Annotated in this window: 14 protein-coding genes; 6 read left to right on the forward strand and 8 right to left on the reverse strand. The window is 64.3% G+C overall.

The genetic code is table 11. The annotated features are described in order from the left end of the window. Positions 1-341 precede the first annotated feature (341 nt). Positions 342-1205 (forward strand): aminotransferase class IV, encoded by an 864-nt coding sequence (locus tag H5T73_09350; GenBank protein ID MBC7247970.1) that lies wholly within the window; start codon positions 342-344, stop codon positions 1203-1205. Positions 1206-2054: 849 nt separating this feature from the next. Here H5T73_09350 and pabB read toward each other — a convergent pair. Both pabB and H5T73_09360 read right to left on the reverse strand, forming a co-directional pair. After that, on the reverse strand, positions 2055-3548 hold the full coding sequence (gene pabB, locus H5T73_09355; protein ID MBC7247971.1) for an aminodeoxychorismate synthase component I: 1494 nt from the start codon (positions 3546-3548) through the stop codon (positions 2055-2057). A gap of 87 nt (positions 3549-3635) precedes the next feature. Continuing rightward, a complete protein-coding gene (locus H5T73_09360; GenBank protein MBC7247972.1) occupies positions 3636-4223 on the reverse strand; it encodes an aminodeoxychorismate/anthranilate synthase component II in 588 nt (195 codons plus the stop codon). A 455-nt stretch (positions 4224-4678) separates the two neighbouring features. Between H5T73_09360 and H5T73_09365 the strand changes: the two genes are divergently transcribed. Beyond that, a complete protein-coding gene (locus H5T73_09365) occupies positions 4679-6310 on the forward strand; it encodes a carboxylesterase family protein (GenBank protein MBC7247973.1) in 1632 nt (543 codons plus the stop codon). Positions 6311-6662: 352 nt separating this feature from the next. On the opposite strand, the gene H5T73_09370 is transcribed toward H5T73_09365, so the two are convergent. Continuing rightward, complete coding sequence (locus tag H5T73_09370) at positions 6663-7379, reverse strand: lactate utilization protein (GenBank protein ID MBC7247974.1); 717 nt, start codon at positions 7377-7379, stop codon at positions 6663-6665. A gap of 177 nt (positions 7380-7556) precedes the next feature. Between H5T73_09370 and H5T73_09375 the strand changes: the two genes are divergently transcribed. Further along, the gene (locus tag H5T73_09375) at positions 7557-8573 is read left to right on the forward strand and encodes a hypothetical protein (GenBank protein MBC7247975.1); all 1017 of its coding nucleotides are present in this window, start codon (positions 7557-7559) and stop codon (positions 8571-8573) included. 49 nt (positions 8574-8622) lie between these two features. On the opposite strand, the gene H5T73_09380 is transcribed toward H5T73_09375, so the two are convergent. Further along, positions 8623-9636: a metallophosphoesterase family protein gene (locus H5T73_09380; protein MBC7247976.1), complete on the reverse strand. Its 1014-nt coding sequence runs from the start codon at positions 9634-9636 to the stop codon at positions 8623-8625. A 312-nt stretch (positions 9637-9948) separates the two neighbouring features. Here H5T73_09380 and H5T73_09385 point away from each other — a divergent pair, with 312 nt between their 5' ends. After that, the gene (locus H5T73_09385) at positions 9949-10899 is read left to right on the forward strand and encodes a cysteine synthase family protein (GenBank protein ID MBC7247977.1); all 951 of its coding nucleotides are present in this window, start codon (positions 9949-9951) and stop codon (positions 10897-10899) included. A gap of 247 nt (positions 10900-11146) precedes the next feature. Continuing rightward, positions 11147-12820 (forward strand): Flp pilus assembly complex ATPase component TadA, encoded by a 1674-nt coding sequence (gene tadA, locus H5T73_09390; protein MBC7247978.1) that lies wholly within the window; start codon positions 11147-11149, stop codon positions 12818-12820. Here the strand turns inward: tadA and H5T73_09395 are convergent. The 3 genes from H5T73_09395 to H5T73_09405 form a co-directional block, all read right to left on the reverse strand. Then, positions 12817-13155 (reverse strand): STAS domain-containing protein, encoded by a 339-nt coding sequence (locus H5T73_09395; GenBank protein ID MBC7247979.1) that lies wholly within the window; start codon positions 13153-13155, stop codon positions 12817-12819. The two genes, tadA and H5T73_09395, sit on opposite strands and share 4 nt — an antisense overlap. Positions 13156-13176: 21 nt before the next feature. Next, on the reverse strand, positions 13177-15279 hold the full coding sequence (locus H5T73_09400) for a hypothetical protein (GenBank protein ID MBC7247980.1): 2103 nt from the start codon (positions 15277-15279) through the stop codon (positions 13177-13179). 127 nt (positions 15280-15406) lie between these two features. Next, entirely contained in the window at positions 15407-15931 is a 525-nt protein-coding gene (locus tag H5T73_09405; protein ID MBC7247981.1) for a hypothetical protein, read from the reverse strand. Positions 15932-15934: 3 nt separating this feature from the next. Between H5T73_09405 and H5T73_09410 the strand changes: the two genes are divergently transcribed. Further along, positions 15935-16249 carry a hypothetical protein gene (locus tag H5T73_09410; protein ID MBC7247982.1) on the forward strand — a complete coding sequence of 105 codons (315 nt, stop codon included), beginning with the start codon at positions 15935-15937 and terminating at the stop codon, positions 16247-16249. 260 nt (positions 16250-16509) lie between these two features. Here the strand turns inward: H5T73_09410 and H5T73_09415 are convergent. Further along, positions 16510-19032, reverse strand: a 2523-nt coding sequence (locus H5T73_09415) for a hypothetical protein (protein MBC7247983.1), incomplete at its 5' end; no start/stop codon positions are given.

Here is a 19032-nt window from a genome sequence, read left to right on the forward strand (position 1 = left end):
CTTTCCCCTGCTTTCCCTTTCGCCTTTCGCTCCTCTCTTCGCCTTCTCTCATCCCATGCCTGCACCCTCTTCTTTCTCGCGCACCTTACCTTGCCCGAGGCGGCACCCCCCGGCCTGACCGCCTTGACCGGGTGCGAGGGAGCGGGAGGAGGCCGCCTTTATGCGAGCCGGCGATATGCGAGCCGGCCTCCCGTCCGCCCGCTTGCCAGGGCAAGACGGTTTGGAAGAAAATACGCCTATGGCGTGGCGCGAGAACAACGGGAAGGGCTCAAGGAAAAGGAAGCAAAGGCCCCCGATCCCCCCGGGGGTCATATCGCGACGGCGGAAAGCGGAGGGGTGAGGTGAAGATCTACCTGAACGGCGCAATCGTCGGGGAAGAGGGGGCGCTTCTCCCCGTGCAGGACCGCGGAGTGCTCTTCGGCGACGGGGTCTTCGAGACCATACGCGCTTACGAGGGGCGGCCCTTCCGCCTGGACCGCCACCTGGCGCGCCTGCGGGAAGGATGCCAGGTGCTGCGCCTCACCGGTATCCCGGGGGACGCGGAGCTGGAAGAGGCCATCGCCTCCCTTTACCGTGAGAACGTGGGGAGCGGTGATGCCTACGTGCGCATCACCGTCACCGGCGGATCTTTCGACGGGACCAGGACACTGTCCAGGTCCTTCCCCCCCAATGTCTTCGTGGTGGTCACGCCCTTCGAGGGATACCCGCCGGAGCTATACCGGCGCGGCCTGCGCGTCATGATATCCGCAACGCGGAGGAACGAGAGCTCGCCTCTCTCGCGCATCAAGACCACGAATTACCTTGATTCGCTCTATGCAAGGCAAGAAGCAAAAGAGCGGGGATACGACGACGCCCTCTTCCTCAACACCGCCGGTTACCTGGCGGAGGGTTCCACCTCCAACCTCTTTTTCGCTCGCGGGGAGCGCCTGTGCACGCCCCGCGTGGATTGCGGTATCCTTCCAGGTATTACCAGGGAAGCGGTGCTGGAGCTCTGCGTGAAGCTGGGCATTGCCACGGAAGAGGGCTTCTACTCTCCCGATGAACTGCTCTCCGCCTCCGAGGCTTTCCTCACCATGAGTACGGGAGAGCTTGTGCCCGTCGCCGAGGTCGATGACTCCCCGCTGGGTTCCGACTGTCCGGGTCCCCTAACCTCGCGCCTCGCGCAGGCGTACCGCAAGCTGGTGCGGGACGAGCTCCTCATCTAAGTGATGCGTAGGGGCCGGGTACGGGGGTCATTCTCCGCCCTTTCGGTTGCCGTCATGGGGAGGAGAGGCGCGTGAGCGGTCGTTCTCCTGTCATTGCGAGGAGGCGCGCCAGCGCCGACGAAGCAATCTCGCCGGGAGGGGGGAAGGAGCACGGGTACCGGGAGGGGGGCAAGGTCCGGAGGAGATCGCTTCGTCGCTCCGCTCCTCGCGATGACGTTTCAGGGGGGGTTCCTCGCGATGACGTTTAAGGGGTGCTCCTCGTGTGAGAATGCTTTTCTTCCCTCGCGATGACGTTTAAGGGGGGTCCTCGCGGTGACGTTCCGGTACCTGTCATTGCGAGGAGGCGCGCCAGCGCCGACGAAGCAATCTCGCCGGGAAGGGGGAAGGAGCACGGGTACCGGGAGGGGGGCAAGGTCCGGAGGAGATCGCTTCGTCGCTCCGCTCCTCGCGATGACGTTCCGGTACCTGTCATTGCGAGGAGGCGCGCCAGCGCCGACGAAGCAATCTCGCCGGGAGGAGGGAAGGAGCACGGGTACCGGGAGGGGGGCAAGGTCCGGAGGAGATCGCTTCGTCGCTCCGCTCCTCGCGATGACGTTTCAGGGGGGTTCCTCGCGGTGACGTTTCAGGGGGATTACTCGTGTGAGAGTGCTTCCCTTCCCTCGCGGTGACGTTTCAGGGGGGGTTCCTCGTGTGAGAATGCTTCCCTTCCCTCGCGATGACGTCTTCCAGCCTCAACAAGCGGGGTCAACAAGCGGGGTCACGCGCCGAGGTGTCGCTTAAGACAGCAGATGAGGCACGACCGCGAGGTGTCGCCAAAGGCAACATCCGGAACCCGGTTTTGGGGCGTTGCTACTGGAGGGAAGCGAAGATGGCCTTGCCCTTGTCCAGGGTCTCCTGGTACTCGTCCTCGGGGACGGAATCGGCCACGATCCCCCCACCCACCTGGAAATAGGCCACGCCGTTCCGGACGATCACGGTTCGGATGGCGATGTTGAGGTCGTAGTTACCATTAAATCCCAGGTAGCCGATACTTCCCGTGTACACGCTGCGCGCGGTCGGCTCCAGTTCGTCGATGATCTCCATGGAGCGTATCTTGGGGGCGCCGGTTATGGAGCCGCCGGGGAAGGTGGCCTTGAGCAGGTCCACCACGTCCCGGTCCGGGTGCAGCTCCCCCGCTACCGTGGAGACGAGGTGGTGCACGGTGGCGTAGTGCTCAATGACCGCGTGCTCCTCCACCCGCACGCTCCCGTAGGAACAGACCCTCCCCAGGTCGTTGCGCTCGAGGTCCACGATCATGGAGAGCTCGGCGCGGTCCTTGGGGCTGTTCATAAGCTCCTCCGCCAGGCGACGGTCCTCGTCGGGATCGGCCGCACGCCTGCGCGTGCCCTTGATGGGGCGCGTCTCCACCCTTCTTCCTTCTCCCCTCAGGAAAAGCTCCGGCGAGGAGGAACATACCTGCCCTTCCACGGCATTGAAATAGGCGGCGAAAGGGGCGGCGTTCAGCCGGCGCAGCCGGCGGTACATGGTCCAGGGGTGTTCGCGCAGGGACGCGTGGAAGCGCTGCGAAAGGTTGGCCTGGTAGATGTCGCCGGCGTAGATGTACTCCTTTACCCTCCGCACCGCGGCGATATATTCCTCTCGCGTGAAGTTGGAGGCGAAGCGGACCTCGCCGGGATCGTTTTTCCGCCCGTAATCGGGGGGTTCTGCCTGCATGGTACGCAGCGCCTCCTCCAGCACGGTCCCGGGGTTATCGGGGTGCAGGGCGACGAGCCAGGTATCGCCCGCCGCGTGGTCATGCGCGATGACGCGGTCGTAGAAGGCGAAGCACAGCTCGGGCAGGCCGAGGTCGTCCACCGCCTTGCCCGGCAATCTCTCTATGTGCCGCCCCAGCTCGTAGGCAAGGTAGCCCATCCCGCCGCCCGTGAAGGGAGGGAGCCCCTTTGCTTGCGATCCCCGCGCATCCTTTTCCATGCGAAACGCGGAAAGGGCGGAGCGCAGCGCGGCGAAGGGGTTACCCTCCGTAATCCACCCCACCCCGTTCCCGCACTGCCACGTGCAACGGTTTCCCCGCGTGGAGAGCACCAGGAAAGGCTGGAAGCCGATGAAGGAATAGCGTCCCAGGCGCTCCATCGTCAGGCTGGAATCGAGAAAGCAGGAATAGGGGAGATGGGCGAGGCGGTGAAAGATGTCCTCCATGGGAGGCGCATCCTCCAGCTCCCGCGCCTCCACGCGCAGTCGCACGACGTTTCCGTCACCACTCCCTGACGATGCTCCCTCGTGCAGGTCCCGCGCCAGCGCGCGCAGCCAGGCATCGCTTGCGTTCCTCTCTCCGGTCAGCGCCATGGACATACCTCCGCGATCCACCGGGCCGGGAAGCGCACCCGGGTAATTTCCCACTTATTGCCAATCAAAGACCAAAGACCCACGCACCTACCGCGCGGCCGCAACGTCCCGCGCGTCGCGGCATGCCGCGAGGAAGTTCTCCAGGAGCCGCAGGCCGTGCGGCGTCATGAAGGATTCCGGGTGGAATTGGATCCCCTCCACCGGGTAAGCGCGATGCCGTACCCCCATGATCAAACCGTCCCCGGTGCGCGCGCTCACCTCCAGGCAGGAGGGGAAGGAATCTTCCAGGATGACCAGGGAGTGGTAGCGAGCCGCCTCCATGGGGTTGGGGAGCCCCCGGAATACGCCCCGACCGTCGTGGTAGACCAGGGAGGTCTTCCCGTGCATGACGTACGGCGCGCGGTCTACCCGCCCCCCGTAGACCTCGCCGATACACTGGTGCCCCAGGCATACCCCGAGGATGGGGATACGCGGTCCGAAGGCGGCGATTATCTCCTTGGAGAGCCCCGCGTCGCGCGGCGCCTTGGGGCCGGGGGAGATGACGATCCCCGCGGGGGCCAGTTCCTCCACCTGCTCCAGGCGTGTATGGTCGTTACGAAAGACCACCAGGTCCGCCCCCAGGATGCCCAGGAACTGCACCAGGTTGTAAGTGAAGGAATCGTAGTTGTCCACCATGAGGATCTTTCCGCTGCTCACCCGCTCACCCCCGAAACATGCCTTCGCCGCGGGGCGAGACGCACGGAGGCCGCCTCCGGGCGACTTCCCTTCGCCCCGCCTCCCCCGACGACTCCGGCCGTGCCGTCGTTTCCGTGTTCCTCATCGTCCTTTCGCTTCCTCCGGATCGGGCGGGTGGTTTCGCCCCCGCGCCGCGCAATGTCCCTCATTCCCGGCGTGGTGACCGGCAAAAATAAATCCCAGCCTTTTCCGGCTGGGTGCCGACCCGATAGGTCGCCTGACATACCGGTCAGGATGGATTATATCACAAGGATACCGACTTACCCACCCGGATTTGGGGGCCTCCCGACTATTTCGCCCTGGGAAGGTTACCCGCCCGACCCCGAGTTGCGCTATGCTTGTGGCAAGATAACGTCCGTCAAGCATCATGGATGTCGAACGGGGAGGCGGGCAGCATGGGTCAATCCTTGCACGGGAAGCGGTCGGCCATCGTATCCCTCGTGTTGCTCGTATTCCTCCTGTCCCTGCTGGTCTGCGCACCGGTCGCGGTAGCGGGGTGCGGGCGGAAGGCGGCAGGGCCTCCGGGCACGCTGGAAACCCCCCGACTGGACAGCGGCCCCATAAGCGGCTCCTGCCGGGACGGCATATGGCAATACCTGGGAATACCTTACGCGGCCCCTCCCGTCGGCGAGCTGCGCTGGAAGGAGCCGCAGCCGGTCGCAGCCTGGGAGGAGGTGCGGCCCTGCAACGAATACGGCCCCTCGTGTCCGCAGATCGAGGAGGACTGGACGGGGAAACTGGCGCAGAGGAAGATGAGCGAGGACTGCCTCTACCTCAACGTGTGGACGCCCGCGGAGGGCCCGGGGGAGCGCTTGCCGGTGATGGTATGGATACACGGCGGGGCCTTCAAGGGCGGGTCCGGCTCCCTCTCCCTCTACGACGGACACAACCTTGCAGCGAAGGGCGTGGTCGTGGTCACCATCAACTACCGCCTGGGGCCCTTTGGGTTCTTCGCCCATCCCCTGCTCACCGAGGAATCGCCCAACGGCACCTCCGGCAATTACGGCCTGCTGGACCAGATAGCGGCGCTGCAGTGGGTACGGCGGAATATAGCGGCCTTCGGCGGTGACGCGGGCAACGTCACCGTCTTCGGCGAATCGGCCGGCGGGATGAGCGTCATCGACCTCATGGCCAGCCCGCTCGCGGAGGGCCTTTTCCACCGCGCCATCGTGGAAAGCGGTCCAGTGCTGGACCTGGGGCTGCCCATAAGCAGGACCCCCACCCTGAAGGAAGCGGAGAGGAAGGGACGGGAGATCGCGGGGAAACTCGGCCTTGCGTCGGAAGGGGACGAACTGGCCGCGTTGCGCTCCGTCCCCCCCGAGAGGCTCCTGGAGGCCTCCTCTTCCGCGGAGACCATCATGAGCCCCCTGGATCTCCTGCCGAACGTGGACGGCTACGTGCTGCCGGAGTCCCCCGTGGAGGCCTTCTCCTCCGGAAGGCAGCACCGCGTGCCGCTCCTCACCGGCCTCAACGCCAACGAGGGCATCCTCTTCGTCCCGGACCTCGACCTGGACACCTACCGCCTCATGGCCGGCTTCCTTTACGGAAAGTATGCCGAGGAGGTGATTGAGATGTTCCCCGCCGGGAGCGAAGACGAGGTGGACGCCGCGGTTGACCGCGTGGTGACGCAGCTCGGCTTCGCCGCCTCTGCGAGGTTCACGGCCGAATGCATGGCGAACATCGGCATCCCGTCCTACCTCTATCATTTCGTGCGCACCACCTACGACCCGCGCGCGGGATCCCGTGGTTCCTTCCACGGACTGGAGATCGCCTACGTCTTCGGCAACCTGGACAGCCTGCAGGCGGAAGCGGTGAGCGAGTCCGACCGGCGACTTTCGGATACCATGATGGCTTACTGGACCAATTTCGCGCGCTCCGGCGATCCCAACGGTGAGGGTCTTCCGCAATGGCCCCCTTACGGCGAAGACGCGCGTCACCAGGAACTCGGCGAGGAGATCTCCTCCCAGTCCGCGCTGTACCAGCATTCCTACGAGTTCGTCCTGCGCTTCAGCGGCCTTTCCCCCTGATCGCTCACTCGCTTGAGGCCGGAAACATGCGCCGGACCGGCCCCCTTCCATCGACCACCCGGCCCTGCCCCCTGCCCGTCGTCCGAGGCCCCCGGACCGAAAGAAGGGATGGGCACCCGACAAGCTTGGAGAACCGTTGCGTCGTTCGCGGCGAGCGCGCCTTTTCCGATCCCGCGAACCTTATGGCGGGTTACGCGGCGCCGAGCGAGACCGTCACCCGGGGGCCCCGTACCGGAAGAAGGGATGCGCCCACAACAAGCCCGCCGAGCGAGGCGCTCGGCATGGCCTTCCGATCCGACCAGCCTCGTCGCCGCGCCGGAGGCATGAAGAGGGATGCCGGGAGGGGGCTGAGCTATCCCCTGCGCCCCTTGATAAGGCCTGCGGACATGAACGCGGCCCGACCCGTGTCCCTGCGAGCCCCGTGCCTGTGGTCAGAAGCCGAGGGTTCGCCGACCAGGAAGACCTTGAAGTCTGTCATCATGGGACGGCGGGAGATGATGGTGGTGATGCGGCAGATGTTCGCGGGCCGGTTGCAGTCCACGCACCTGCCCTTCTCCACGCAGGGGGTATCCAGGTTGTAGCGGATGGCGTTGGCGGGCGCCGCCACCTCGCGGATGCGCTGCATGGCCGCTTCCAGGTCCTCCACGATCTTGTTGTAACCGGCTACGATGATCACCTTCGCTGGGCCGAAGGAGATGCCGGCTACCCGGTTGCCTATACCGTCCACGTTGACTATCTCCCCCCGCAGGGTGAGGGCGTTGGCACTGGAGAGATAGACGGGGCACGTGAGCGCCTCCCTCCGTACCCGCATGGCCTCCTCGAGGTCCATGCCGGCCTCGTGGGCCAGCACGCGGTTTCCCCTCTCACGCAGCGACTCAAGGATCCCCAGCTGGCGCACGGTCCAGGAGCCGCCGCAGCCCACCGGCGCGTCATCGGGCACGGCCTCCAACACCGCGCGCACCGCCTCCTCCCGGCCCCCGTAGAAGCGCGCGTCGAACTCCTTCTTCCGCAGGGCCCTGACGGCGGCGTCACACCTGGTCCTCACATAACGAGACCAGACCTCCCCCATCTCGGAATAACTCATGGTCCCTCCTTTACCCTCCGCATGCGCCTTGTTCCCGCCAGCCGGAAACGAACGACGGGCATGACCTGTGCACGATTATAAATATTCCTCCCCGCGGCCGATAAGTGGTATATAAACCAGGCGGGTCCGGCCCGCAAGCAGGCGCAAGGAAAGGGAGGGGAGTTGGAACGGCGGGAGATCCTCATGGCCGCGCTGTCGGGCGAGCCCACCCCCCGTCCGCCCGTCATCGGCCCGGGAGGCCTCATCAACGTGGTCACGCGCGAGACCCTTGACCGCTTCCACGTGCCCCTGCCCGCGGCCCACTACAGCGGCGTGATGATGGCCGAGCTCGCAGCCGCCTGCTACGACATGGTGGGCTTTGACAACGTGGGAGTACCCCTCTGTCTCACGGTGGAGGCGGAGGTGCTGGGTGCCAAGGTCAACATCGGCGACGCCACCACCCTGCCCCGCATCGTCGCTTTCCCGGAACTCTCCCCCGAGGAGATCATCGCCAACGCCCTGCCGGCCCTGCTCAACCACGGCCGCGTCCCCCAGGTCCTGCGCGCCGTGGAGCTGCTGCGCCAGATGCGCCCCAGCGCGCCCATCATCGGCAACCTGGCGGGACCGGCCACGCTGGCAGCCTCGCTCATACGCCCCTCCGTCCTCCTCGACCTCATCCGGAAGGACCCCAGCTTCCTCAACCGCCTGCTCGAGGGCGTCGTCTCCTTCCTCTGCGCTTATGCGGAGGCCATGGTGGAGAGGGGCGCGGAGATAATCATGGTACACGAGCCGGCTGCGCGCACCGGCTCCTACATGGGCTTCGACCTCTTCGTCAACGTCATCCCCTACCTGAACGAGGTGAGCAGGTACGCACACCTCGGGGGCGCGAAGCTCGTACTACACGTATGCGGCGGGCGCATGGAGCAGGTCAAGATGTGCCGCGAAGCGATGGTGGACGCCTACTCGTTCGAGTCCGAGGTGGACCCGGGTGAGGCCTTCCGTATACTGGAAAAACCCATCGTGGGCACCGTCCCGGCCTCGCTGGTGCACTATTTCCCTCCCGAGATGGTCCTGGAAGAGACCCTCATGGTCATGCGCAGCGGGGCAGCCCTCCTCTCCCCTCCCTGCGGCCTGGGCTTGGACACGCCCTTCCAGAACCTGCGTATCATGAAGGAAGCCTCGCATCGCTTTCGCGTCTGAGCCACGCCCGTTCCCTTCCCGTTCGACCTCCTTCACCGCGCGACACGGGTCAAGGCCTCACGGAGACCTCCCAGTCGCCGAGACGGCGCAGGCGCACGGCCTCGTCAATCACCAGGTAGGTGGCGGTGGTGTTGTCTCCCCCATCCTCAAGCCAGCACCCGCAGTTGGCCAGGAGCACCCTGCCGGCTCCCACGCGCATGCCGTGCAGGCCCGCCCGGTGGGTATGTCCGAAGACGAAGAGGTCGGGAATGTGCCCGGGTAGCATGGTTTTCAGAAGCTCGCGCACTTCCGGCGCATTCTCGACAACGCTCTTGAAACGGCCCGGGCTCGCGCCCTTTTTCGATTGGAAGCGGAGCAGGCGCATGGAAAAGCGGATAAGTCGGTAGAAGGTGTACTCCCAGGCGAGGAGCTCCGGAACGCGCGCGGTGGAGGTGAGGAGCTCGAAAAAGGGGCGGTTAAGGCGATCGAGGTCGCCGAGGGATATCCCCCGCGATCTGCCCAGCACCCAGTGCGCCAGCCAGGCGGTCTTCGCCCACCAGAACGAGCGCGTGAAGAAATCGAGGTGGTGCCCGTGCATGAGAAGGAGCGTCCTTCCCCCCACCTCGAGGTGCAGGAATGGGTAGAAGGTCTGCAGCGGCAGCCCGCACACCCTCGACCCTTCACCCCTCATCCATCGGCTCACGCCCGCGACCGTACTGCGGCGGTCTTCCCCCGCCCGCGACGGTTCTCCGCTCTCACCTTCCCATCCAAGGCGGCGCCACTGTCGCCTTTCCTCGCCAAACGAGACCAGGTGAAAATCGTGGTTTCCCGGCACCATGAACACCTGCCTGCCGGCCGCCCACTCGCCGAGGGCACGGAAAAACCTCTCGCCGGCGCGGCTGGCCTCGGGAAGACCGGCCCACCAGAGATCCCACACGTCGCCCAGGAGAACCAGCGCATCCACTCCGTCCAGGCCGGAGAGCTCCTCGAGGAAAGCCCCTATCTTGTCCCCGCTGGACAGGACGGCGCCCTCGTGACCGAAATGCGTATCGCTCAGGACCACCAGCCTGCGTATGGCGCTCAATTCAATACTCCCCTCCCGTTATCCCGGCTCCCGCTACGGCCCGTGCACGTTGCTGCGGCGTTCGGAACCACCAGCCTGCGTATTGGCGCCCGATGCCGTCCTCCCCTCCCGTTATCCCGGCTCCTGCAATGCCCGTGCACGTTGCTATATAATGCGGTTGGTCTATTATAATATCCTCCGCCCGGCGGCGAGAGTGCGGAGAAAGAAGGGAATATCCTCCGCCCGCCGGCGAGCGGGAGGCGGAATGAGGGACCTGCGACCCGCGGTGCGATCCCGCCGGCGCAGGAAAGCGCGAAAGGTTGGCGTGAGCACATGCTGGAGGCTTCTAACACGCTGGAACTCATAGGCAACACGCCCCTGCTCAAGCTGAACAAGGTGGTGCCGCGCAATCCCCGCGTGGAGATCTATGCCAAGATGGAGGGCTTCAACCCCTGCAGCTCGGTCAAGGACCGCGTGGCTAAGTACATGATCGAGGGGGCGGAGGAACGCGGTGAGCTCACTCCCGACAAGACCATCGTGGAGGCATCCAGCGGAAACACCGGTATCGGCCTGGCCATGGTGGCTGCCTTCAAGGGTTACCGCCTCAAGATCATCATGCCGGAGTCCATGAGCGTGGAGAGGCGCCGGGTCATGCAGGCCTTCGGCGCGGAGGTGATCCTGACGCCAGCCGGGGAGGGCATGAACGGCGCCATCGCCAGGGCGGAGGAGATGGGGAAAGAGCCCGGTTGCTATCACCCCGACCAGTTCGCGAACCCCGACAACGTGCGCGCCCACTACGAGGGCACGGGAAGCGAGATCCTTTCCCAGGTAGAAGGGATAGACGTCCTGGTGGCCGGCATAGGCACGGGGGGGACCATAACCGGTGTGGGCAGGAGGCTGAAGGAAGCCTATCCTTCGCTGCGCGTGGTGGGAGTGGAGCCCTACCCCAAGTCCCTCATCCAGGGCCTGCGCAACCTGCAGGACTTCGTCCCGCCCATCCTCGACCTTTCCCTCCTGGACGAGAAGCTCAACGTGGAGGACGGTTGCGCCTTCAACACGGTGAGGGTGCTGGCCAACATCGAGGGGCTTTTCGTGGGCATGTCCTCCGGGGCGGCCGTGCATGCCGCCCTGCAGGTGGCGGAGGAGATGGAGCGGGGACGCATCGTGGTCATCCTTCCCGACCGCGGCGACCGCTACCTGAGCACCGACTGTTTCTCATGCGCAAACCTTGAATGCGTCTACCGCGACTTCCTCCAATCCCTGCAAACCAGGCACCCGGATTGAGCGCTCACTGCACGCGTCCGTTCCCGGCCTCCGCCGCCTCGCGCACCCTTCCGGCATCCTCCCGTGTTCTGCGCAAAGAACGGGTGTTCCGGGGAAAAACCCCCGTGGGCCCCCGAAAAGCCTCCGAGAAGCCTCCTATATAGTCCGTGGCGTTTCGTGTCGATTAATCTTATGATTGATGGGGGTACCCCGATGACACCGTGCGGGTGCGGCCTGCACGGGAGGTTGCTGAAGAGGAGGCGGCGGCATGCCCTCTGCGACGGACAGGCTGTCACAGTTGCTGCTGAAGCACAACATCATCACGGAAAAACAACTGGCGCAGGCCATGGAGCGCCAGAAGGAGACGGGTGCCAGCCTGGGCAGGGTCCTCCTGGAGATGGGCATGGTCAAGGAGAACCAGCTGGCGGAGCTTATCGCCCGCGAGCTGGGCCTGGAATACGTGGACCTGCTCGAGTACAAGATAAACATCCAGGCGACGACCTCCATAGACGAGTCCACGGCCAGGCGCTACAGCTGCATCCCCATCGACTTCGAGGACGGTAAGTTGGTTGTGGCCATGGCCGACCCCACTAACATCTATGCCCTGGATGACATCCGCCTGAGCACCGGGTACGAGGTCAAGCCGGTGGTGAGCGCACGGGAGGATATCCAGAACGCCATCCAGCGTTACTACCACCTGGACACCGACGTGGTGGAGGAGGCCCTCCAGGGACGGGAAGAGGAGGATATGGAGGCCATCACCGGGGTGGTGGACGACACGCCCCTGGTGCGTTTTACCACCACCATGATCAGCGAGGCCATCAACCGGGGAGCCAGCGACATCCACGTCGACCCCCGGGAAAACGAGGTCCTCATCCGCTACCGCATTGACGGCGTCTGCCAGGAGATCAAGCGCCTGCCCAAGAACATCCACGACGGGATCGTCTCGCGCATCAAGATCATCTCCGACCTGAACATCGCCGAGAGGAGGGTACCCCAGGACGGCCATTTCGGCATCGTCCAGAACGGCAAGTCCATCGACTTCCGCGTGGCCGTCCTCCCCACCGTCTACGGCGAGAAGGTGGTCATGCGTATCCTGGACAGGTCAAGCATCCTGCTGCGCCTGGAGGACTTAGGCTTTCTCCCCGAGGCGCTTGAGAAGTACCGCCAGGCCTTCAGCAAGCCCCACGGCGCCCTCCTGGTCACCGGGCCCACCGGTAGCGGGAAATCCACCTCCCTCTATGCCACCCTCAACGTCCTGAACACCGAGCACAAGAACATCACCACGGTGGAGGACCCCGTGGAGTACCGGCTCTCGGGGATCAACCAGGTGCAGGTGAACCCCAAGGCCGGCCTGCATTTCGCCAACGCCCTGCGCAACATCCTGCGCACCTCGCCCGATATCCTCATGGTCGGCGAGATCCGCGACCGCGAGACGGCGAAGACGGCCATAGAGGCCGCCCTCACGGGACACCTGGTGCTCTCCACCCTGCACACCAACGACGCTCCCAGCGCCCTCCCCAGGCTCATCGAGATGGGGGTGGAGGCCTTCCTGGTCTCCTCGGCGATCAACTGCGTCATGGCCCAGAGATTGGTGCGCAAGCTCTGCCCCAACTGCAAGGTGCCTTACGAACCTGACCCTGAGGTCCTGAGAGCGCTGCAGTTCCCCGCCGAAGATCTGGAGGACCTCGTTCTCTACAAGGCCAACGAGAACGGTTGCGCCAAGTGCAGCGGTACCGGCTACAAGGGCCGCATCGGCCTCTACGAGGTCATGCCCATGAGCGAGGAGATCAAGAAGCTGACGGTGCGGGAGGCCTCCGCCACCATGATCATGAACCAGGCCAAGGAAGAGGGCCTGATCACCATGCGCGACGACGGCTTCACCAAGGTGAAGATGGGAATAACTTCCATCGAAGAGGTCATGCGGGTGGTGGCCGTCTAGACCCCACGCAGGGCATCCTCCACGGTGGGATAAAAGGGGATTATCTTCCCTATCTGGACCACCTCGAAAAGATCGGCGATCGTCTCGGAAGCCCGCGCGATGACCAGACTTCCGCCGGCCTTTTCCGCCTTCTTATAGGCGTCCACGATAACCGACAGCCCGCCGCTCGAGAGGTAACTGGTGTTCTCCATGTCCAGTACGATGCGGCAGACGGGTCGCTTGAGAAGCGAGTTGATGAGGGCGAAAAAGTCCTCAACGTTGGTGGAGTCAACCACCCCGTCCAGGTGCACCACCACCTTGGCCCCGCCCTCTCTCTCCTCCGTTTCCCAGATCATGCCGTCGCCTTTCCCCTTCATCTACTCGCGCAGCGCCCGCCCGAACTGGAAGAAGACCTCCGGGATGGGGGGCATACCGAAACCGATGACGAAGGCCATCACGGAAGGAAGGATCAACACCCAGACGAACGCGCCGGGGAACATGGCCTCCACGGTGTAGCGCATGATCTCCGCGCCGTTCTCCCACAGGAAGCGGAAGGAAACGAGGTCGAAGAGGATGGTCCTGAAGGCCGCGTTCTTCATTATGATGAGGAACCAGTGGATGAACTCTCCGACGGCCAGCGAGAAGAAGGTCACCAGCGCGGCCTGCACCGCCAGCTTGGTGCCGTGCTTCCTGCCCGCCTTCCACCAGAAAAGCAGCCCGAGGAGAACGCCTATGCCCACGGCGTGGATGCCGTATTCCGTGTCCTTCGGCACCAGGTAGGCGTTGGGTACGGCCCAGAGCACAGCACCCAGCAGCAGCATAATGGCGACGAAAAGCGCGGCGCGCCACCAGGAACCGGCGATGAGGGTGTGCTCCGCGGAACGTCCCTGGGCTATGAAATCCCAGCGCTCCCGGCGTTCTTTCCTGCGCTCCTCCCTACGCGCCGCCCTCCTTCCCCTCGGGCGCGCCGCTTCCTCTCCGGGCCGGGGAAGAGCGACGGCGCCGCCGGCCTCCGCGGCGGTCGCGGCAACCGACCCCCGGGGTTCCACCATCCCTGTGAGCGAAGGCTTGATCTCCCCGCTTCCCGCATCCTCCCCGGGTTTGAGCAGGGTGGCAACGACGTCCTCGAGAAGGAGGTCCTCCGAGGAGGAGTCCTGCCTTGCCGGCTTCCTCGCCCCGCGATGCCTGGCGGCGCGTGGCGGCCTCAAGCGAACCGGCGCTTCCTCCACCGGCGCCTCCGCGGTCTCCCCCTCCGCGGGAGGAACCTCATCCGGAACCGCCGCCCTGTCCCGCTTCTTACCCAGGCGGAAACGCGGGCCCTCCGTCACCAACTGGCTGAAGTCCTCGTCGGGCCCCTGGGCAAGGAAGGCGCTCGTTTCCTCTTCTCTCGCTTCCTCACCCTTTTCCTCGCGAGTTTCCTCCTCGGCTGCCGCTTCCTCGCGTGCCGGTGCAGGTGCCTCTTCGCGCCCTTCCTCGCGTGCCGTCTCCTCTTCCTCCCCGCGCGCTATCTCCAGGGTCTCCTCGCGTTCTTCCTCCAGGACCGCCTCCCGCGCCTCCTCCTCGATGATCTCCAGGGCCTCCACCCGGGCACCTTCCGTCATCAACCCCGTTGCTTCCTCGCGTGCCGGTGCAGGTGCCTCTTCGCGCCCTTCCTCGCGTGCCGTCTCCTCTTCCTCCCCGCGCGCTATCTCCAGGGTCTCCTCGCGTTCTTCCTCCAGGACCGCCTCCCGCGCCTCCTCCTCGATGATCTCCAGGGCCTCCACCCGGGCACCTTCCGTCATCAACCCCGTTGCTTCCTCGCGTGCCGGTGCAGGTGCCTCTTCGCGCCCTTCCTCGCGTGCCGTCTCCTCTTCCTCCCCGCGCGCTATCTCCAGGGTCTCCTCGCGTTCTTCCTCCAGGACCGCCTCCCGCGCCTCCTCCTCGATGATCTCCAGGGCCTCGCCTTGCTCCAATTCCTGGATTATTTCGTCCACTTCCTCACCGGGAACCTCCGGAAGAACCTCCCGAGCCTTCTTTTCTTCTTCTTCAGGAAGCACTGTTTCAGGCCTCTTCCTGCGACCAGGAAGGATGAAACCGCGCCTCAACGGCCTCAGGCGCGGGACCTTGCGCTCAACCGGAGCAGGCGTTGAACCCGCTCCCGGTGGTGCTTCTTCCGGCGCAGCCGCCTCACCCGGGGGAAAAACGTGGGCTGCTGGCTCGCTGGGGGCGAGGATCGCCGGCTTGCGGGGAACGGCAGCCTCGGGCTTCGAAGGGGCTCCTGTGGGCTCGCCTTCCCTACCGGCCGCCTCCAACGGCGTCTCCTTCGTTGCCTTCTCCGGCTCCGGCGCGAGCTCCCTCGCTATCTCGCTCACCTTGCGCCGGTAGCACTCGTGGCACAGCGTGGTCTGGTCCGTTTCCCGCACGCATTCGATGCAGAAACCGGTGCCGCAATCCCGGCAGGAAGCCACTACCCGCTTGTTGGGATGCCTGTGACAGTTCAAAAGCTCTCCTCTACTTTCACCTTGCCTGTTTCATCGACTTTCCAACGGCCATTCCCTCCCTAAGGAGATATTAGCCCATACCGTCATGTTGCGGAAGGACCGCATTCCTTCGCATCCGACCCCGGGTCTACTCTCCAAGATAGAGCCGGTTGATCTCCAGCTCCACCCGCTCCACCAGGGGATCAAGGCGGTTTATCTTCAGGGCGGCGAAGATCTCCTCGGCCAGCGCGGGATATGCGGAGATAAGCTCGCTGACCCTTTTGCTGCTCTCACCGCCGGCGTTTACCAGCACGGTGGTTCCGCTCCGCAGCAGGGAGATGCTGTCCCGTGCGGCTGACCTGATGTTCGTTATCAGGTCCATAAAGAAAGCCTTATACCCGGCAACGGCATCCGGCACCGATACTCCATTCAAGGCCTCCAGGGATCGATCGCTGGTTGCGACCAGCTCATTGAGGTACTGCAGGATCTCCGCAGGTTCTTTCAGCATGCCCAAAGGAACGGTAAGGTTCACGAGCAGGGTCGGTTCCGCCGCTTTCAGCGTGTTCTCCACCCCGTCAAACGCCAGGCGCAGTTCCTCAACCGCACCTTTGGTCCCCTCGCACAACTCCCCGACCATGACCCCCAGCTGAGCCGTCTTTCCCCCGTACCTCATCCCTTGAAGGACCTCCACGTCCGCCAAGAGCCTCCCGGCGGAGTCGCGGCTTGCACCTATCAGTTCCGTTGCCGATTTAACATAATCCGCGTCACCCAGCTCGATGAATCCAAGCGCAGCGGCAAAGTCGTCACACTCCCCAAGGTCGGAAACGAAACCGCGCACGGCCGCGTCTATTTCCTCGAGGGAGGCGGCTGGTTTTCCGCATCCGGCACAAGCGCACCCGACTACGGCAAGGCAAGCAAGGGCGACCGCGATCCGGGGATGCAACGGACGCGCACCGATGCGGGTTATCGCGCGACGCATCTCTTTCCTTGACATTTCCCCCTTCGTTACAGATCCCGTAAAGGTTACACATTCAAGCCATCGTCGTTTTTCCCGTTAATATTGAGGGGGTCGGCCATGTCCCGCTGCACGGGTCACACCGACGGTCGGCCGTCATGACCCCGTGAAGGCGCGCCTTCACGCATTCACCGCTCCTATTACGATACTGTCCCGGAAGGGCGGCGTGTCGCCAGGCCATCCCTTCCGGGACACCGCACACAGGCCCATCCCCGTTCCGGGGAAGGGCCTTTCCACTACGGGTGAGCCCGCGGAGACGGGAATGACCAGTCTCCGCCGTTGGCATCCCAGTAGAGCCCCTCGATCTTGCACTCGACATTGGTTAGATCCAGTATATTCAACCTACTGTTCATCTGCAGCACGATCTGGTCGAGCAAGGACACGGTGGCGTCATCGTTGTTGTTGTCAACTCCGGAGGCGTTGACGGCGTTCACCAGCGCCTGGCCGCGGTCGCTGTGGGCGGGGCCTCCCAGGTTGACGATGAGGTTGGTGATGAAGCTGGGGTTGGAGGCTATGGCACCGGCCAGCACGTTGGTATCCAGCGCGCCCAGCAGGTTGGTGAGGAAGGTGCCGTTGGCGTTGACGGCGGCGGCGATCACGTTGGCATTGAGAGCCCCGATGAGGTTGGTGAGGAAGGCCTGGTTGGCGTTGACGGCAGCGGCGATGGTCGACGCGTTGAGGGCCCCGATGAGGTTGCGCAGGAAGGTGCCGTTGGCGTTGATGGCCGCCGCCAGCGTACTGGCGTTGAGCGCGCCCAGCAGGTTGGTGAGGAAGGCCTGGTTATTGTTGAGGATGTAAGCCACCTGCGAGGCGTTCAGCCTTGAAACCAGGGTGGTCAGCCAGTTCCTCACCGAGTTGTCGTTGAGCACGTTGGCCAGCACCTGGCTGTCCAAACCGGTCAATAGGCTCGCCACGAAGCTCTGGTTGCTGTTTATCGCGGTGGCCAGCACGCTCGGCGAGAGGTTGGTCACTAGGCCGGTGACGAAGGTCTGGTTGGCGTTTACCGCGCCGGCCACCACCGACGGGTCGAGGTAACCGACGAGGTTCTGCATGAAGGTGCCGTTGGCGTTGAGGGCGTTGGCCAGGACCTGGGGATTGAGGGCTCCTATGAGGTTCGTGACGAAGGTGCCGTTGGCGTTGAGGGCCGCCGCCACCACGCTGGGGCTGAGGGCTCCCATCAGGTTGCTGAGGAAGGTGCCGTTGGCGTTGATGGCGTTGGCCAGCACGGTGGGGTTCAGCTTCCCGAGCAGCTGGGTGAGGAAGGTCCCGCTGGCGTTGATCACGTTGGCCAGCACGGTGGTGTCCAGGTGCTGCACAAGGCCGGTGATGAACGCCTCGTTGGCGTTGACTGCGTCGGCGATAACACCGGGGTCGAGAGCGGCCATCAGGTCGGCGATCCAGTCCCCGTTATTGTTCACCACGTAAGCCACGTTGCCCTCGTCGACCTGGGGCAGCAGGGCCGTCAGGAAGTCCCGAGTGTGGTCGGAATTCACGATGCCCGCGATGTCGGCGGTGTTGAGCCCCGGTATGATGGTCTCCGTCAGCCAGGTCGACAGCCCGCTCACCATGCTGTTCACCGTGCCCGGCGTGATGTTGGTGACCACCGAGTTCAGCCAGCTCACGTTGTTGTTGACTATGGATGCGACGTTGGGCGCGCTGAGCTGCGGCAGCAGGGCGTTGAGGAAGGCCGTCGTCTCCGGGGCGTTCGCCAGGTTGGCGATGGAGGCGAGGGCATTGACCCTCAGGTCATCCATGAGGTCGCCCCACCAGGTGGGATCCAGGTCATTTACTATATCCACCACCAGGGAGGTATTGAGGTTGGATATGAAGTCCCCGATCCAGGCGCCGTTGGTGTTGGCGATGCCCGCCATGATGGCCGGGTCGAGCTCGAGGATGAGGTTGTTCACGAAGTCGGTGAAGGCGGCGTTGTTGAGCAGGGTCCCCAGGTTGCCCAGGGTGGTGGGGTTGTTGAGGTCGGTGAAGAGCTGCGTCATCCAGGAGGCGTCCAGCTCGTTCACGATGTCCACCACGGTCATGGTGTTGAGGTTGGAGACCAGGTCTCCCACCCAGGCTCCGTTGTTGTTGAGGATCCCGGCGAGGATGGCGGGGTCCAGGTAGCCGATGAGGGCGTCAACGAAGGAGGTGAACTCTGTTGAGTTGGCAATATTTCCCATGACGTTCAGAGTCGTTGGGTTGTTGAGGTCGGTGAAGAGTTGCGCCGTCCAGGCGGGATCCAGGTTGTTCACGATATCCCGCAGCATGGTGGTGGAGAGATTGGAGACGAGGTCTCCCACCCAGGCGCCGTTGTTATTCACTATTCCCGCCACGGTCGCTGGATCCAGCAGTGGTATCAGGTCATTCAGGAAGTCCACCGTGGCGGGGTCGTTGGCGATGTCGGCGATTGTGTTGCGGTCCAGTCCCGACATGAGGGTCCCGATCCAGCCGTTGGAATAGAGCTGGGCCAGGATGCCGTTTATGGTCCCGGGCGTGATCTGGGAGGTGAAGTCCCCGATCCAGGCGGCGTTGTTGTTGACGATGGCGGCGAGCTGGTCCTCGTCGAGCAGGGGCAAGAGGTCGGAGATGAAGTCCACCGTGGCGGGGTCGTTGGCGATGTCGGCGATTGTGTTGCGGTCCAGTCCCGCCATGAGGGTCCCGATCCAGCCGTTGGAATAGAGCTGGGCCAGGATGCCGTTTATGGTCCCGGGCGTGATCTGGGAGGTGAAGTCCCCGATCCAGGCCCCGTTGTTGTTGACGATGGC

The sequence above is a fragment of the Actinomycetota bacterium genome, from assembly GCA_014360655.1.
In the GTDB taxonomy this organism is placed as follows: Bacteria; Actinomycetota; Geothermincolia; order Geothermincolales; family RBG-13-55-18; genus JACIXC01.

Excerpts from the sequence above, each read along its gene's own strand:
- H5T73_09405 (MBC7247981.1), bottom strand. The coding sequence starts at position 15,931 with ATGAGGTACGGGGGAAAGACGGCTCAGCTGGGGGTCATGGTCGGGGAG.
- H5T73_09370 (MBC7247974.1), bottom strand. The coding sequence starts at position 7,379 with ATGGGGGAGGTCTGGTCTCGTTATGTGAGGACCAGGTGTGACGCCGCC.
- tadA (MBC7247978.1), top strand. The coding sequence starts at position 11,147 with ATGCCCTCTGCGACGGACAGGCTGTCACAGTTGCTGCTGAAGCACAAC.
- H5T73_09385 (MBC7247977.1), top strand. The coding sequence starts at position 9,949 with ATGCTGGAGGCTTCTAACACGCTGGAACTCATAGGCAACACGCCCCTG.
- H5T73_09395 (MBC7247979.1), bottom strand. The coding sequence starts at position 13,155 with ATGATCTGGGAAACGGAGGAGAGAGAGGGCGGGGCCAAGGTGGTGGTG.
- H5T73_09360 (MBC7247972.1), bottom strand. The coding sequence starts at position 4,223 with ATGGTGGACAACTACGATTCCTTCACTTACAACCTGGTGCAGTTCCTG.
- H5T73_09365 (MBC7247973.1), top strand. The coding sequence starts at position 4,679 with ATGGGTCAATCCTTGCACGGGAAGCGGTCGGCCATCGTATCCCTCGTG.
- pabB (MBC7247971.1), bottom strand. The coding sequence starts at position 3,548 with ATGGCGCTGACCGGAGAGAGGAACGCAAGCGATGCCTGGCTGCGCGCG.